This window comes from Halalkalibacter wakoensis JCM 9140 (genome assembly GCF_000513095.1).
Classification (GTDB): domain Bacteria; phylum Bacillota; class Bacilli; order Bacillales; family Bacillaceae_D; genus Halalkalibacter; species Halalkalibacter wakoensis.
Window position 1 is genome coordinate 58,267 of record NZ_BAUT01000008.1, and the last position, 17,242, is coordinate 75,508.

15 protein-coding genes are annotated in these 17,242 nt (G+C 37.6%); 10 read left to right on the forward strand and 5 right to left on the reverse strand.

The window, feature by feature from the left end:
- Positions 1-14 precede the first annotated feature (14 nt).
- Entirely contained in the window at positions 15-998 is a 984-nt protein-coding gene (locus JCM9140_RS05575) for a sodium:calcium antiporter (RefSeq protein WP_034743457.1), read from the reverse strand.
- Between the two features lie 290 nt (positions 999-1,288).
- Entirely contained in the window at positions 1,289-1,825 is a 537-nt protein-coding gene (locus JCM9140_RS05580; protein WP_034743459.1) for an HD domain-containing protein, read from the reverse strand.
- A 166-nt stretch (positions 1,826-1,991) separates the two neighbouring features.
- Between JCM9140_RS05580 and trhA the strand changes: the two genes are divergently transcribed.
- The 5 genes from trhA (at position 1,992) to JCM9140_RS23625 (ending at position 5,200) form a co-directional block, all read left to right on the forward strand.
- The gene (gene trhA, locus JCM9140_RS05585) at positions 1,992-2,639 is read left to right on the forward strand and encodes a PAQR family membrane homeostasis protein TrhA (protein ID WP_034743461.1); all 648 of its coding nucleotides are present in this window, start codon (positions 1,992-1,994) and stop codon (positions 2,637-2,639) included.
- A 90-nt stretch (positions 2,640-2,729) separates the two neighbouring features.
- Positions 2,730-3,062: a MerR family transcriptional regulator gene (locus JCM9140_RS05590; RefSeq protein ID WP_235715286.1), complete on the forward strand. Its 333-nt coding sequence runs from the start codon at positions 2,730-2,732 to the stop codon at positions 3,060-3,062.
- A complete protein-coding gene (locus JCM9140_RS05595) occupies positions 3,029-4,222 on the forward strand; it encodes a putative glycoside hydrolase (RefSeq protein ID WP_439644271.1) in 1,194 nt (397 codons plus the stop codon). The genes JCM9140_RS05590 and JCM9140_RS05595 overlap by 34 nt, the downstream gene beginning before the upstream one ends.
- A 235-nt stretch (positions 4,223-4,457) precedes the next feature.
- Complete coding sequence (locus JCM9140_RS05600; protein ID WP_034743466.1) at positions 4,458-5,021, forward strand: GNAT family N-acetyltransferase; 564 nt, start codon at positions 4,458-4,460, stop codon at positions 5,019-5,021.
- A gap of 35 nt (positions 5,022-5,056) precedes the next feature.
- Positions 5,057-5,200 carry a hypothetical protein gene (locus tag JCM9140_RS23625; RefSeq protein ID WP_166485450.1) on the forward strand — a complete coding sequence of 48 codons (144 nt, stop codon included), beginning with the start codon at positions 5,057-5,059 and terminating at the stop codon, positions 5,198-5,200.
- Between the two features lie 104 nt (positions 5,201-5,304).
- On the opposite strand, the gene JCM9140_RS05605 is transcribed toward JCM9140_RS23625, so the two are convergent.
- Together JCM9140_RS05605 and JCM9140_RS05610 are read right to left on the reverse strand one after the other, a co-directional pair.
- Positions 5,305-8,367 (reverse strand): efflux RND transporter permease subunit, encoded by a 3,063-nt coding sequence (locus JCM9140_RS05605; RefSeq protein WP_034743469.1) that lies wholly within the window; start codon positions 8,365-8,367, stop codon positions 5,305-5,307.
- Positions 8,368-8,372: 5 nt separating this feature from the next.
- Positions 8,373-9,584, reverse strand: coding sequence for an efflux RND transporter periplasmic adaptor subunit (locus JCM9140_RS05610; protein WP_034743472.1), 1,212 nt, complete (start codon positions 9,582-9,584; stop codon positions 8,373-8,375).
- A gap of 370 nt (positions 9,585-9,954) precedes the next feature.
- Here JCM9140_RS05610 and spxA point away from each other — a divergent pair, with 370 nt between their 5' ends.
- Positions 9,955-10,350, forward strand: a complete 396-nt coding sequence (gene spxA / locus JCM9140_RS05615; protein WP_034743475.1) for a transcriptional regulator SpxA — start codon at positions 9,955-9,957, stop codon at positions 10,348-10,350.
- 51 nt (positions 10,351-10,401) lie between these two features.
- Here the strand turns inward: spxA and JCM9140_RS05620 are convergent, their stop codons facing one another.
- The gene (locus JCM9140_RS05620; protein ID WP_034743477.1) at positions 10,402-11,058 is read right to left on the reverse strand and encodes a TerC family protein; all 657 of its coding nucleotides are present in this window, start codon (positions 11,056-11,058) and stop codon (positions 10,402-10,404) included.
- Positions 11,059-11,529: 471 nt separating this feature from the next.
- Between JCM9140_RS05620 and mecA the strand changes: the two genes are divergently transcribed.
- From mecA to pepF, 4 genes are all read left to right on the forward strand, one after another.
- Positions 11,530-12,174, forward strand: coding sequence for an adaptor protein MecA (gene mecA, locus JCM9140_RS05625; RefSeq protein WP_034743479.1), 645 nt, complete (start codon positions 11,530-11,532; stop codon positions 12,172-12,174).
- 111 nt (positions 12,175-12,285) lie between these two features.
- Complete coding sequence (gene cls / locus JCM9140_RS05630; protein ID WP_034743483.1) at positions 12,286-13,797, forward strand: cardiolipin synthase; 1,512 nt, start codon at positions 12,286-12,288, stop codon at positions 13,795-13,797.
- A gap of 346 nt (positions 13,798-14,143) precedes the next feature.
- Positions 14,144-15,376, forward strand: coding sequence for a competence protein CoiA (locus JCM9140_RS05640; protein ID WP_052002084.1), 1,233 nt, complete (start codon positions 14,144-14,146; stop codon positions 15,374-15,376).
- 27 nt (positions 15,377-15,403) lie between these two features.
- The gene (gene pepF, locus JCM9140_RS05645) at positions 15,404-17,206 is read left to right on the forward strand and encodes an oligoendopeptidase F (protein WP_052002085.1); all 1,803 of its coding nucleotides are present in this window, start codon (positions 15,404-15,406) and stop codon (positions 17,204-17,206) included.
- Positions 17,207-17,242 lie beyond the last annotated feature (36 nt).

Below are 17,242 nucleotides of genomic sequence, written 5' to 3' on the forward strand. Positions count from 1 at the left end.
CTCCTCACCCTTTTTTATTGAATGAATATTAAGTAAGAAGATAGAAAATAAAGAATCACCAAAACAACAGAAGGAAGAGCGTAACGGAAACTGGATTCTCTCGGCTTCCTGACAAGTGTATATAAAATAACAACAGAAAGAATTCCTACGGCAGCAGCAGTAATTTGGTGTACGTTCGAAACGTCGGCAATGATTGACCCATTTCGATAAAACACATCTGAAGCTCCTAAAATTAAAATATTAAATAAATTACTTCCTAATATTGACCCTATTGCTAAGTTGTAATTTCGTAACTGTATTGCAACAAGAACTGCGATCGCTTCGGGGAGAGAGGTTGTCGCAGCGATTAAAAAGCTTCCAACAAAACTTGCTCCAAGACCTGTTATGACTGCAATTTGGTCACCTGTCACTGTTAAAAGAGTTCCTGCACCCAAAATGACAATAGCAGCAATCACAAAACCAATAATAGCTTTTTTTAGAGGTATAGCAGATAAATTATAATCTTCCGGTTCTTCAACGGGCTCTTCTGGATATTTTTTAGATAAATGAGAAATAAGAGCAATTCCTAATGCGTAAATGATCATCAAAATCCAGATGTCTAAACCAATTCCAAGAAATGTGTATTCAATCTTAATACTTAATGCTAGTAAAGATACAATTGCAAGTAGCATACCAACACTAGCGGTATAAATGTGGGATTTACTAGCATTTTTGAAGATTTGCTGTCTTCTAAAATAAAGGTCAAAGCTAGCGATGATTAATAAATTAAACATGTTGCTTCCGAACACATTCCCTACAGCAATGTCAGGTGAATCTAATACAATTGCTGTGACACTAGTTGTAACTTCAGGTAAGGAAGTTGCACCTGCTAAAAAAATAGTACCCACGACCATCCCACCAAGAGAAGTTTTCTCTCCAATCGTATCAGCATACGTGGAAAGTTTAATGGCAGCTAACACCGTTAAAATAGCTGCAAAAATAAATCCTAAAAAAACCATAGTATAATTCCCCCTATACAAAATCCACACAAAAAAGACCCTTTTATGAAAGTCTGCCCGAAAAAACAGTCTCTCATAAAAAGGTCTTGCGTACTTTGTTCAATAACAAAGCTCAATGAACCGAGTGAACATAGTCACTGTCATGACGACTCATTGACCAATAGGTCGCTACTCCCCTTTTTGGGTATGCAATTGTGATGGACTAAATGTAGCATGATGTGGATTTGACGTCAATCTAAAATCACAAAAAAATCCTCTCTCTTAATCTGCTCTTAGAGAGAGGATATGAATTACATGGTTCTTTCAATGAATTTTTCTTTCAGATGCGATTCAATCTTCTTATCCAGTAAGCTTAACATCCTTCGCGCTTTTTGATCTGAGATTTTGTGATAATGATGTTCTCCACCTGGCTTTTCATCTGCTTCATCGGCTAAAGCTACGACATGTTGCAATGGATTTAATTCGAGATGTCCGTTTGGTAAATAAGAATCTGTGTGTAATAAAATGGCAAGGGCGATTTCTTTTGCTGTTCGCGGATGTTCCCCGAGTCGAATAAGAAGCTTGTGTGCTCTTTCAGACCCTTTAATAGCATGTATATCATTTTCTTTGTATAAATTATAATCCCATTGACCATTTTTGTACCACGTATAATGCCCGATATCGTGAAGGAATGCTGCCTTAGTTGCTCGATCAGGATCAACGTTATGCTTTATAGCTAAGCGATAAGCATGAAAAGCACAAGCAACGGCATGGGCCATTCCGGACCTTTTTACATATTTTTGTGTAATTGGATGATCAAACAATTGAACTAACGTAACATGTCTCACGTAACATTCCTCCCTCTTCTAAGTTGTTGTAAATAAATCTTCCCTTGAAAAAGTGTATTTTATCTATTATATAGATTTATATTAAATGGTGCAACACATTTTATTTGGAACGATTGGTTAATTTATGTATATGATACACGATAGGTTGATGAGAGGAGTATGAAAAATGGCAACCACTCATTCATTTACAAAAGGCGAAGAAATAGCTAATGCTATTACTCACGGTTTTGGTGCTCTTTTTAGTATTGTAGCTCTTGTGATATTACCTTTACTTTCAAGCCTACATGGATCTGCATTACATGTAATAAGCTTTACGATATATGGAGTTACAATGCTGTTACTTTATTTCTCCTCGACAATGGTTCATGCACTTCCACCCGGAAAAGCAAAAGATTTGTTTGAAATTTTTGATCATGCTTCTATTTATTTGTTTATTGCTGGGAGTTATACCCCGTTGTTATTTATTGTCGTACAAGGAACTCTAGGATGGACACTGTTTGGCATTGTATGGGGCATTGCAACAATAGGCGTGATCTTAAAATTCTTCTTTGTAAAGAGATTCCTGTTTTTATCAACGATATTTTATATTGGGATGGGTTGGCTAGCGTTGTTCGCCATTAAGCCCATAATGGAAACACTCCCACAATTAGGGGTGGCTCTTCTTTTTTCAGGGGGGATCAGTTATACAGTTGGAACGGTTTTTTATATGTGGCGTGGGTTTAAATACCACCATGCAATCTGGCATTTATTCGTCCTAGTTGGTACCATTCTTCATTTCTTTTTAATTCTTTTTTATGTATTGCCAATGACGTAGGTACGAGAATACGGGTATAATAAAAGCGCTGAAAAAGGAAAAATCGACCTTTTTCAGGGCTCTCGTTATAATGAAAATGGAGGCGATGGTATGTATATAAAGATTGCAGAGCTTGCAGCCTATTTGGAATTGCCAGAAGAGTACATTGTTCAACAAGTGAGAAAAGGACATGTAAGGACAGTGTTTGATGGACAAGAGTATTTAGTTAATCGAGAGCAATTTCTATGGCATAAGGAACAACTCGATCTAAAAAGACGACAGATAAAAGAGGAAATAGAGGAACACTTCCTGAAGATTGGGATGCTAAAGACGAAGATTAATACATACACTATAATTGTGAACACAAAACCAAAAGAGAAGGTTGTGATGCCACAATGGGGAAACATTTGGTGTTTGTGCTCATGCTTTGTCTATTTGGCTTAATCATTGGAACATTTTCTGTACAAGCAGAGAGTGTAGAGTCAAACAAAGCAAGAGACCATCAGCAAAAAGGAATAACGAAGAACTTTTTAGAGTTGCCTGAAAACATGGTCCGTTTCGAATTTAACTCAGGTTATTCTTTTCCGTACCCGGAAGATGGCGTACGAGGTGTATATGTTACAGGTAACTCTGCAGGTGGACAACGATTTAACTCCCTCCTTGAACTTCTAGATTCTACCGATTTGAACTCTATGGTCATCGATATAAAAGATGATCACGGTTATTTAACGTATCGTCCAGATGAGCAATCACCATTTTATAACATCTCCCAAAATTTTATTGGTGATACAGAGAAATTAATGGAAACACTAGAAGAATACGAAATCTATCCAATTGCACGTATCGTTGTTTTTAAAGATACAGTCTTGGCTGAGAAACGTCCTGACCTATCTTTTTTAGATGATGGAGAAGTTTGGAAAAATGGGAGAGGAGAAGCGTTTGTTAACCCATTTTTAAAAGAAGTATGGGATTACAATGTAGACATTGCTAAAAAGGCAGCACAAATGGGCTTTAAAGAAATTCAATTTGACTATGTTCGGTTTCCGGAAGGATTTGAACGTCGTGATGAAATCCTTAAATATGAGGTTGGCGAATATTTAGATGGAGATGACAATGTTCAAAAAAGAGTCCAAGCTGTAACAGATTTTGTAGCTTATGCAAGAGAACAGTTAGAGGCATATCATGTTGATGTGTCCGTTGATATTTTTGGATACTCTGCGACCATCTCGGAAGCACCAGGAATTGGTCAAAACTTCTCGAAAATTTCAGAGAATGTTGATGTTATATCTTCCATGATTTATCCGAGTCATTGGACACCGTATTTTGGAATCGATAAACCTGATTTGTATCCGTATGAACTAACGACCGAATATGCGAAAGTTGAAAATAAAGTACTTGGTGCATTAGATAACCCTCCAGTATCAAGACCTTGGATTCAAGATTTTACAGCATCTTGGTTAGGAGCAGGAAATTATAAAAGATACGGAAAAAAAGAAGTAGAAGAGCAAATTCGTGCATTGAATGAACAAGGAATTGATGAATTCTTGCTTTGGAATGCAACAAACCGCTATACAAAAGGCGTTAACTATAAACCACTCGAATAAAAATGGATTAAAAAAGCTACTGTTTTGCAGTAGCTTTTTTTAGCAATCAATCACTTTAAAACAGTGAAGTATGGCCAAACTCTCTTGGAAATGAGTGGAATTGTATGAGATCGGTGCATAAACTGTAAATAATGTCGTACATGGAAAAACTTCCTATTATATGATGAAATGACGCAGTTTAACCTTTATTGAAAGAGGAATATACTAATACTATAAAGGTGATGGAGGTACGACAATGAATTGGTATGAAAAGCTTAATCAATACTTTCCGATCGAAGAAATGAAGTCGAAAGAACACATCGAGTTGTTGTTAAAAGAGAAAGCTGATATTTACCATAAAAATGAAGGACCAAATCATGTTATGATGTATGTAGAAACTGATGACTTTGTTTTTGTTGATTATTTGTTTGTATCAACAGATGCAAGAGGTCAGGGACTAGGGAAAAAATTATTAAACGAGTTAAAGCAAAAAGATAAGCCCATTATTCTTGAAGTAGAGCCGGTTGATTATGATGATACGGATACCGAGAAGCGTCAACGTTTTTATAGTCGAGAAGGATTTAAGCACGCACAGTCAATTGGTTACAAAAGACGTTCTTTGGCGACAAACGAAATTAATGAACTTGAGATTTTGTATTGGTCTCCAACAGATGAAACGGAAAAAAGCATTTTTGACAAAATGAAGCATACGTATGAAAACATCCACACGTATAAAGACCATGAACTTTACGGAGCTTCTTATGAAGATGTTGATCAAGTTTTAACGTACGAAAAAGAGAAAGACCAGGCGACTGTGTAGCCAATTCCTTCATCCATTGATGAGGGGGAATACCGATGAAAAGAAGAGATGTAAAGCGACAGAATAGCAAAAAGAAAAGGGAAATGCTTAAAGATTTTCTTAAGAAAAATGTGAAGGGATGGCAAGCTAGGTCTAAACGTAGTCCAATTCCAATGCCATCGAAGCGCACAACTGCTTAAAACGAAAAACAGGGCTCCTTTTTTAGCATGATGCTAAAAAGGAGCCCATCTTTTTTTAGATCTCATATTCATCCGCTTTGTTGCTTGAAAATATCGTATTCCTGTTAAAGTTCTAACTCTTGATCGGAATGTCGTTTTTTAAGTTTGTCTGCTAATAAATAGATGACAGGTATTAAAATGAGCGTAATAAACGTTGAAACAGCAAGTCCAAACACAATGACGATTGCCATCGGCTGCTGCACCTCTGTTCCTTCACCAAAACCTAACGTGAGAGGTACTAAACCTAAGATCGTTGTAAGAGCTGTCATTAAAATCGGTCTTAATCTTGTAGGAGCAGCTTGAAGGATCGATTGATAGGTGGAATATCCTTCTGATTGCAATGTGTTCATGTAATCAACAAGGACTATCGCATTATTAACGACAATTCCTGTTAAGATTAAAATACCAATTAATGAACCAACGCCTAAAGGTTGGCTAGTGATAAGGAGTCCCCCTATGACCCCAATCGCTGTTACAGGAACAGAAAACATAATGATAAGAGGGTAGAAGAACGATTCAAAACGTCCAGCCATTACCATGTAAACAAGTAAAACGGCTAGCGCAATCGCCCCGCTAAGCTTAAAAAAAGCATCGTTCATTTGTTCATTTTGCCCTCCGAATGTAATTCTATATCCGCTAGGTAAAAGAGGTCTGATTTCTTCTTTTAAGGCGAATTCAATATCTGTAACAACGCTTCCTAAATCTCGGCCGAGTATATCTGCGCGAACGGTTATTTCACGAAGGCGGTCAACTCTTCGAATGGAACTTGGTCCTTGACCGCGTTCAACAGTTGCGACAGCTGACAAAGGAATTCGTTCTCCTGTTGGTGTATCAATAAGGAGTTGTGCCAAGTGGTCTACAGATGCTGTATATTTCTCTTCAACTTGAAGGCGAACGTCTAACTCTTCACCATCACGTGCTATCTTTGTTGCGACAACTCCTTTTGTTGCATTTCCAATTGTGTTTGCGATTTGAGCACTTCCTACACCGTAAGATGCAGCAGCATTCCGATCAATTGAAATTGTTACTTCGGGACTTCCTTCATTGTAGTTAGCTGTCGGTTCTCGTACTCCTTCCACATTTGAAATCGTTTTGATCATTTCATCAGAAATTCGTTTTAGTGTTTGCAAGTCGGGACCCTTTACGGTAAGAGCTATCGGATTGTCTGAAAAGCCTGTATCGCTAGCTGTGACACGTATATCAACATTTGGAATTTGCTTTAGCCGTTCTCGGACATCTTCTGCCACAACTAAGTCAGAGCGACTACGCTCAGATATTTGTTTAAGTAATAGGCTATATGACGCACGATTTACTTGAGAGCCTGCCCCAATTGTAAAGTTATCAGTACCTCCAACTGTGACATAGGCTAATTCGATTTCAGGAATGTTTGTTAGATGCTCATCAATTTCTTCCGTAAGACTAAGTGTTGCTTGAAGGTCATTACCAGCTGGTAATCGAGCATCAATGCTAACAAAACTTTGATCTTGGGCAGGTAAAAATTCCGTTCCTAATAAAGGAATACAAGCTAATGATAACCCAAGCAATCCCATTGTTGAAAATAAAACTGTCTTTGGTTTGTGCAAAGAACGCTCCAAAAATCGCCTATACGCTGCTTTTGTCCGTTCGAACCCTCGCTCAAAAGCAGAAGTATGGTGATTGACTGCCATAAAAGTAGAAGAAAGCAAAGGAACAATGATTAAGGCTGTAATTAAAGATGCTAGTAAAGAGAAAGCAACAGTTACAGCAAGAGGCTTAAATAGTTGGGCAGCAAGGCCTTCAACAAAAACGATAGGCAAAAATACAACAACCGTGGTCAATGTTGATGCTATAATGGCTCCCCCTATTTCATTTGTGCCATTTATGGCTGCTTCTTTTTTTCCTTCCCCTTCTGAACGTTTCCGGTAAATGTTTTCTAAAATGACAATCGAATTATCAACCATCATTCCTACACCTAGCGCTAGACCACCTAGTGTCAATATATTTAAGGTTTCGCCGTAAAAAAATAAAAAAAGAAAAGTGGTCATAATAGAAATAGGAATAGAAAAAGCAATTATGAAAGTACTACGAATATTTCGTAAAAATACATAAAGCACAAATGCTGCTAACAACCCCCCGATCACAATGTTCCACCCAACTGCTTGGATGGATTGTTCGATGAATTGACTTTGATCAAAAATTATTCGTATGTTTGTTCCTTCAGGTAATAACTCAAGCATTTCCTTAATCTCAAGATTTATGTTTCTAGCTACTGACACTGTATTCGTCCCAGATCCTTTGAGGATTGAGACCCCAATTGCTGGTTCTCCGTTTAAATAACTTTCTTGTAGCGTTGGTGCCGTTGTTTCTTGGATGGAAGCTAGATTGCTTAACGGAATGACACCTTCAACAGTAGGAATCGGAAGCACTTGTAGATCATAAATAGATTGAAATTCTCCTGTAATTCGTACAGGGAGGCTTTGATTTGCATCTGTAACTTCTCCTCCCGGAATGTTAAGATTTTCACTACTTATAATTTGTTGTAAATCATTCAAGCTTAGCCCATAACTCGCTAGTTGATCTGGATCAACTTCGAGCCGAATCTCTTGAGTGGTCCCACCTTCAATTTGAACGGCTGCAACACCATCGATCGAATCCAACCTTGGTTGTATTTCATTTTCAATTAAATTCTTTGTTTCTGCTAGGTCGCCATGTTGATCAGTAATAGCTAGTTGAACAATTGGTAACATACTAGGATCAAATCTCATTACTTGAGGAGTCGTGACACCAGGAGGGAGACGGTCTCGAATTTGGTCAATTCGTTCACGCATTGTTAATGTAGCAAAATCTAGATCTGTTCCCCAGTCGAACGCCACGAGAACAAGTGCTCCGCCTGTCCGAGACGTTGAAGAAACAGATTCTACGTTTTGAACACTTGCCATCATTTCTTCAAGTGGTCGCGTAATTAACTGTTCTACTTCTTCTGGACCAGCTCCTTCGTATGATGCTGTAACCGCTACAACTGGATAATCCAATTCGGGAAAGAGATCAACAGGAAGGTTTCTGAGCGATACCATTCCTAGCATAATAAGCAATACAATTAACATCGACATGGCTACCGGACGCAATACGGATAATTTTGCTACATTCATTGTACTCACTCACTTCGAATTGTTATTTCGGCACCATCTGTTAAACGCTCTTTACCAGTAGTTACCACGATGTCATTTTTCGATACTCCTGAAAGGACTTCAAAAAAGTCTCCACTTCTTGAACCTAAGTCTATCTCTTGGCGTTTGACTTCTTCATTTTGTACGACAAACGTGTAAGGTACACCATCTTGATATAAAACGGCATTCGCTGGAATTAAAAGAGCGTCCTCAATTGTTTGTAAGTCAATCAAGGCTGTTGCTCTCATTCCACCTTTAAGGTTCATGGAATCATTGTCTATCGGAATCTGTACGGTGAAAGAGTTCGTTTGAGGATTTACTACAGGTGAAATAGTTGATACCTCACTAGTAATGGTTTCCTCGACACCCATTATCGATAGCTCTGTTTTAAGACCTGGCTCAAGCTGGTTTACTTCAAAGCTACTAGCTGAGAATGTAGCGTTCATAGTAACTAAATTAGCAACCGTGACAAGAGGGATACTCGGAGCAGCAACTTGGCCGACTGAAACGTCTAACTGAGAAACAACACCTGAAATAGGGGAAGTAAGTCTTGTTGCCTGTAGAGCTCGCTCAGATTGTCGAACCGCCTCTTCAGCTTGTGCGATTTGCATTTCTAGTTCAAGGGTATTAACAGGACCTGTTGTTCCTTGTACACTTGCAAATTGAATCAATTCGGTTTGTCGAATGGATACATCTAAGCTTGCTTGGATGATTTCAGCAAGTGAATTTTCAAAATTGTCGGTTTGGATTTGTTCAAGTAAAGTACGTGAACGATTAATGGATTGTTGTAACTCTTTTTCTAGTTCAGACATATTTGAAACATTCTGCTCAATAGAACGATTAAGGTTATTAACTTGGACTAAACTTTGTTCTAACTGTTCCAAGGCTTGCCTTGCTTGAGAGACTTGTCTTCGTGCCTCTTCATCATTCAGAGTAAGAAGAAGATCACCTCGTTCAACGGCTTGACCTATTTCTACATGTATGTCCATAACCTCAAGAGGTCCGCCTGTAAAAAGAGGTACTTGATCTCTCGGGAGTAGCTGTCCTGATAGCTCAAGGGTCTGCTGAATGGAACCGGTAGATATCTGTTCTGTTTCTACTAGAAGGCGCTGACTTTCAACATCCTCGCTAGTAATATCATCTGTTGCACACCCTTGTAATAAGAGCATGAGAACAAAAGCAAAAATAAGTGGTTTCAAAATGATCAGCCCCTACAAACTGTATAATTTAACTAAAAAAGATAATGAGAAGCAGGTATGTTAATGTTTGTTACTGTTAAGGTGTGACAATCATGTGACAAGTATGAGTACAAAAATCAAATGTACAAAAACAACTAAATAAACATATTTGTTTAGAAACGATTTTTTAGTATAATAGGGTTTAGAATGTCATGGAAAGGGTATATAACACTAAGTTCATATCAAACTATACTATGTTGTTATAAAAAACCTATAATTTATATATACAAACGTTTAACGCCTTTGTATAATAATTATTGTGAAAATTAAATTGACATTTACTACATCTAAGTTCGTCATAGATCTCAAACTTGAAAGGGGAGGTCCATTTATGGTTACATTATTAACATCACCTAGTTGTACATCATGCCGAAAAGCGAAAGCGTGGCTAGAAGAACATAATATCCCATTTGAGGAACGAAATATTTTTGCTTCACCATTATCGGTTGAAGAGGTTAAAGAAGTTGTACGAATGACCGAGGATGGAACAGATGAAATTATCTCTACACGTTCTAAAGTTTTTCAAGAATTAAATGTAGAGTTAGAATCATTGCCATTACAAACGTTGTTCGAAATTATTAGTGAGAACCCAGGATTGCTTCGTCGTCCTATTATTTTTGACGAAAAACGTCTACAAGTAGGTTATAACGATGCTGAAATTCGCCGCTTTTTACCAAGAAAAGTGCGTACGTTTCATTTACAAGAGGCACAACGCCTGGTTAATTAATTAAAACCCTTCTACTCTTTTTTTAGTAGAAGGGTTTTTTACTATCCATTCTTATTTTTTGGTTTTATTTTGAAACCATCCAACTAACAGTACCGCAACGATAACAAAAATCTGAAAGGATAACGTTAAAATAGGATTATGATGGAAAAGTGGGGCAAACATATCTTCATGAGTGATCATTCGACTTGCGGTGAAAGCAAGAATACCGGCTCCTAAATAAATAATGATTGGAAAACGATCAAATGCCTTCAAGATTAATTTACTACCCCAAATAATGATTGGAACGGAAACAATTAAACCAATTAGAACTAAGGTATGATCTCCATGAGCAGCACCAGCTACAGCAATAACATTATCAAAACCCATAACTAAATCGGCAATAATAATGGCTTTTATCGCACTCCAAAGATTGGTTCCACCTTCAATTTCACGGTCATCGCCTTGGTCTGTTAGAAGACTATAAGCAATGTAAATCAAAAGTGCGCCACTTACGGCTAGTAAAAAGGGAACTTCCAATAGTTGTACGGCTACAACAGTTAGAGACATCCGCGTCACTAACGCTAAACAGATACCAAGAACAATGGCCCGGTTTCGAATTTCTTTTGGGAGGTTACGGCATGCAAGAGCAACGACAATCGCGTTATCTCCACCTAAGATAATGTCAATGCCGATAATTGTTAAAAGAGATATAAGAAAATCTGTATCCATAGTCTGCATCATCCTTTGGCGTTAAGCACATTATTTTCATATTGATTAGAAATAGTTCATACATTGAAACAAGTTCATCTATGTATGGAGCTTGTCTAATCGTCTACTAAAAACATATATGGTTTATCCAAAGAAAATATGATGAAAATTTCAAAGTCATATCTCTATGAGAAACTGTTATAATGAAAGTAAGAGGAGATCTTTTTAAAATATGGGGATTGGCAGTTTATTTAATTTCCATTTTTAATTGATTTATCATAAAATAGTAGTAAGCCTATTTAGAGATGAGCGATAGGTTACCCGTAACATATTCATAGTAAGTAGGAAGGAATCAATTAGACCTATCACGAATAAGTGAGTAAGTTTACGCCAGTCTTTGCTACATGACTAAGAACGTTGAAGGGGGTTTAAAGACGTTTTCCTCATCAAGAAATGAAGTTTATTATTACTCGATTAGGAGGGAGAGCGAAAATGGATATTGAACGCGTTAATGATACGACCGTAAAATTCTTTATTACGTATACAGATATTGAGGATAGAGGCTTTGACCGAGATGAAATTTGGTACAATCGTGAGCGTGGAGAAGAGCTCTTCTTCGAAATGATGAATGAAGCCAACGATAGAGACGATGCATTTGAATTAGATGGACCATTATGGATTCAGGTACATGCGTTAGATAAAGGATTGGAAATTGTCGTAACAAGAGGGCAAGTCTCTGACGGAAGTGTGAAGCTTGAAATTCCGGTTACGGATAAAGATGGTGAAGAATCAAATCTAATTGATTTAATGTCCGGAAGTGATGAAGAATTAGATCCGGTAAACGATCATTTAGAAATTGTTATTGGATTTAAAGACTTTGAAGATGTCATTTCATTAAGTCACAACTTCTTTATTGATGATCTTTTTAATGAGCTATATCACTTTGAAGGTACGTATTATCTTCATGTGTTGTTTAATGATGATCGCTACAACGAAGATGAACAAGACGATATGTTAAGCCAAATGCTTGAATATGGCTATGAGTCAGATATTTCTACTTATCGAATGAAGGAATATGGCAAAGAAATTGTTCAAGAAAATGCCCTTCCTGTTATTCGAACATCGTTCTCTAAGTAGTACGGTTTAATTTGGATGAAACAGATATCCTCATGGATAGATGTTCTAAAAGAGGGATCCTGAGGGTCCCTCTATTTTATTTGATTGTAAACTTTTTTCCTGGAGTGTTAAATGAGAAATCAAATTAATCTTTTTATTTTTGGTATGTCACTAGTGGCTGTCCTTTATATGACAAGAATGTATTGGGAAGGTTGGGTAGTAGGTGCGTTAAGTATTGCCTTTTCCCTATCTGTAGTATTTATTGCTGTCGTGATTTTTTTTGAAAATCGACATCCAACCAAAACGTTAACATGGTTGTTAGTGCTTGCGGCATTTCCTTTATTCGGGTTCTTTTTCTATTTGTTGTTTGGACAAAATCAAAGAAAAAGTCGATCTTTTTCAATTAAAGCTTTACAAGATGAACAGATGTTTGAAAAGATAGCTGGTCAGAGGCAGCAAAATGAAGATCAGCTACAGAAAATGGGAGATCATCAACAGCTTCTCTTCCGTTTAGCCCATCGTTTAGGAAAAACGCCCGTTTCGTTTTCAAGTGAAACGAAGGTATTAACAGACGGAAAGGAAACATTTGCCCATATTTTAGAGGCACTGAAACAAGCGGAACATCATATTCATCTTGAATACTATATCGTACGAGATGATGAACTGGGACAGGAAATTAAAGGAATTTTACTTGATAAAGCAGCCGCTGGTGTAAAGGTCCGTTTTCTGTATGATGCTGTAGGAAGTTGGCGTTTGTCCAAGCGTTACATTCGGGATTTGAAAGAGGCAGGTGTGGAAGTAGCCGCTTTTTCACCAGTGAAATTGCCATTCTTAAATCATAAAATTAACTACCGAAATCATAGGAAAATTATTGTCATTGATGGGGTGATCGGGTTTGTAGGCGGCTTAAATATTGGGGATGAATATTTAGGGAAGCACTCCTATTTTGGAAACTGGAGAGATACTCATTTATTTGTAAGAGGAGAGGCTGTTCGAACCCTTCAACTTATTTTCTTACAAGATTGGCATTATCAAACCGGAGAGACGATTTTGAGCCCAACTTACTTATCTCCAGCTCTGTCGACAATCGAAGGAGACGGTGGCGTTCAAATGATTGCGAGTGGGCCAGACCAACGCTGGGAAGTTAATAAAAAACTGTTCTTTTCTATGATCACTTCAGCAAAAAAATCAATTTGGATTGCTAGTCCTTACTTTATCCCGGATGACGATATTGTAAGTGCATTAAAAATTGCAGCATTAAGTGGAATTGATGTACGTCTCCTTGTTCCAAGTCGTCCGGACAAGCGGATCGTTTTCCATGCATCTCGTTCCTATTTTCCAGAGATGCTAGAAGCTGGTGTGAAGGTTTATGAATACAATCGTGGTTTTATGCACAGCAAGTTGATTATTGTTGATCATGAATTAGCTTCCATTGGTACATCCAATATGGATATGCGTAGCTTTCATTTGAATTTTGAAGTGAATGCCTATCTGTATAAAACAAATAGTGTTACAACACTTGTAAGTGATTTTGTGTACGACTTGGAACATTCCAAACAATTAAACTATCATACGTTTAAGAACAGGTCAGTTATTCATCGAATTATCGAATCCACTTCAAGATTACTATCACCATTATTATAGATCTAAAAAGTAAAGCCATTGACTGTAGCGTGTTCGTTCATTGCGCTACAGCCACTCGCGCCTGCAAGGAGGTTCCGAGCCTCCCTCGGCTACGAGGCAACTGAAAAAGTGCTCGTTTTATTGGAATTGAAAAGGAGCTTCAGCCTTGCTTACGGGATGGAGGACTCACCGGGCACCGCGGAAAGCGTAGTGTCATGCGACTGCCGCTGGTTACCTATTGACTTATGTAAGGGATTTCTGTATTCTGCAAGGCTCAAAGTTCTAGTTTTTTTGAACTTATATAAAGATTTAGAAGGATTTTTAAATGATAAAGACGAATGGTTAGTGAAAATAAGGAGGTGGCTAAATGTTTAATGCAAAATTAGCAGATGGTACAGTTATTTCAATGGCTGATGAATGGCACATACAGGAACTGAAAGATCTACGGAAGAAACGTGACTTTTATTGCCCCGCGTGTCAATCACAAGTTCAATTAAAACTAGGTACAACAAAAATTTGGCACTTTGCCCATTATGCCAATCAAATTTGTTCGTTCTCACTAGAAAGAGAGACCGTTTATCACTTGAATGGAAAGCGACAGATTTATGAATGGGCTAAAAAGCAAAACATAAAAGTTGCAATGGAAGTCTATCTTCCTCTGATTAAGCAACGTCCTGATTTACTTCTCCGCGTGAACCATACCCTCTATGCTATTGAATATCAATGTTCTCCAATTGATCAAGAGCTTCTTGAAAACAGATCTGCTGGATACGAGCAGTTAGGAATAACTCCAATCTGGTTATTAGGAGGAAATCGTTTAAAACGATGTGGAACGAACTCCTTTTCAATCAAATCATTTGAATGGTCAGCCAGCCGTCTGATCGATGGTCAACGTTTTCTGCAGTTTTATTGCCCAGAGCAAGCTAGCTTTGTAACACTCCAACAATTAACTCCGTACAGCCCTACAAGACTTTTAGCTTCTCTTCAAGAAACATCACTCTCTCAACTGTGTATCGAAGACATTCTATTTCCGAAAAACAAAACGATCCAGCTTTTATCTCAATGGTTAATCGTAAAAAAACATTGGCGTTATCAGTCATTCCCATTCAAAGGAAAAGCGGAAAAATTCCTCCAAACAATCCTATACAAACACTGTATTCCCCCAAGTTATTTTCCAATTGAAGCTGGTTGGCCTTCCCCGCATTATGAGTTATTCACAACATCTCCATGTTATTGGCAGACATTTTTATTATTAGAATGCATCGAGCATCAATCCCCACATCAATTCTTCTCCATTCAAATAGCCATCTCTTGTGTACAATCCTCTGTGAGTAGTCTTGTTTTTGGCATTCGTTTTATGAAAGATGGACGTAGTTGGTCAGAGGCAATTATCGGTTATTTTCAGTTTCTCGTTCAAATCGGCTATTTAACTGAAGAGAAGGGTCAGTATAAAAGAATGCGAAATATGGTTATTCCTACTTCTATGGACGATGCAATTATGTATGATCAAACCCTTTATTATCAAGAACTTATGACAATGATGAATAAGAGGAATAGAGGGAACATTAAAGGAATAAGTGTAGAGGAGTCGAATATATAATAGGTAGGAAAGTTGGAGGTGCGTTACTTGTCAAAACAATTAAAAAAACGTGAAGAGATTCCTGTAAACAAAACATGGGACTTAGAAGCTATTTTTCGTACTGATGAAGAGTGGGAAAAAGAATTTAAGGAAATTCAAATCATGCTTCCTTATTTAGAAGCTTGTAAAGGGACACTGGCTGATTCAGCTGTCACCTTATTTGTAACACTTGAAAAGCAAAATCAAATTTCTGAGAAGTTAGGCCGTGTCTATGCTTACGCACATATGCGAAATGACCAAGATACGTCGAATTCTTATTACCAAGGCTTACATGATCGAGCTGCTAGCCTAGCTGCACAAGTAGGTCAAGTGGCTTCTTTTATTGTTCCGGAATTGTTATCCATTGACGAGTCAAAAATTGAGAGATTTGTTAGTGAACATGATGGATTAAAGAAATATACACAAATGTTTGCGGAACTAAATGAGCAAAGGTCACATGTATTATCGGAAAAAGAGGAAGCCATCTTAGCTCAAGCAGCTGAAGTGACAAGTAGCCCTAGCAATACATTTGCCATGTTAAATAATGCTGATTTGAAGTTCCCTTCCATTAAAGATGAGAATGGAGAAGAAGTTGAGGTCACACATGGTCGCTTTCTTCGCTTTTTAGAGAGCAGTGATCGTCGAGTAAGAGAAGAAGCGTTCAAAGCTGTGTACAATACGTATGACAAATATAAAAATACATTGGCATCTACGCTTAGTGGGCAAGTGAAAAGAGATTTGTTCTACGCAAAAGTAAGAAACTACAAGTCAGCACGTGAAGCAGCATTAAGCGCGAATCATATCCCTGAAATTGTCTATGATCAACTTGTAGAGACAGTCAATGAACGCTTAGATTTGCTGCATCGTTATGTTCGCTTACGAAAAAAAGTATTGGGTGTAGACGAATTGCACATGTACGACTTGTATACGCCTCTTGTTCAAGATGTAAAGATGGAAATTCCTTATGAAAAGGCAAAAGACTTTGTGATCAAAGGGGTAGCGCCACTTGGGGAAGAGTATGTTTCAACATTAAAGCAAGGATTTGAGAAGCGATGGGTTGATGTGGAAGAAAATGTCGGGAAAAGAAGTGGTGCATACTCTTCAGGAGCGTATGGTACAATGCCATATATTTTAATGAATTGGCAAGACAATGTGAATAATTTATTTACGCTTGCTCACGAGTTTGGTCATAGCTTACACAGCTATTATACTCGTGAAAACCAGCCGTATGTGTACGGGGATTATACAATCTTTGTTGCTGAAGTTGCTTCTACTTTAAATGAAGCCTTGTTAAATGATTATATGGTGAAATATACAGATGATCCTAAAGAAAAGCTTTATTTACTAAATCATTTTCTAGAAGGATTTAGAGGGACGGTTTTCCGCCAAACCATGTTTGCTGAATTTGAGCAGTTGATTCACGAAAAGTCAGCAAATGGAGAGGCGTTAACTCCAGATGTGTTAACGAAGACCTATTATGACCTCAATGTAAAATACTTTGGAGAAGATATTGTGATTGATGAAGAAATTGGATTAGAGTGGGCTCGTATTCCACATTTTTACTACAATTTCTATGTGTATCAATACGCAACAGGATATAGTGCTGCAGCAGCGTTGTCCAAACAAATTCTTGATGAAGGTGAATCGGCGGTAACGCGTTATTTACAATTTTTAAAAGCAGGAAGTTCCGATTATCCAATTGAAGTTCTTAAGCACGCAGGGGTCGATATGACATCTTCAGAGCCAATCAAACAGGCACTTACTGTATTCGAGAAAACATTGATTGAAATGGAACAATTATTAGAACAATAATACAAACAAAGACCAGGGGTGAGATCAATCTCCCTG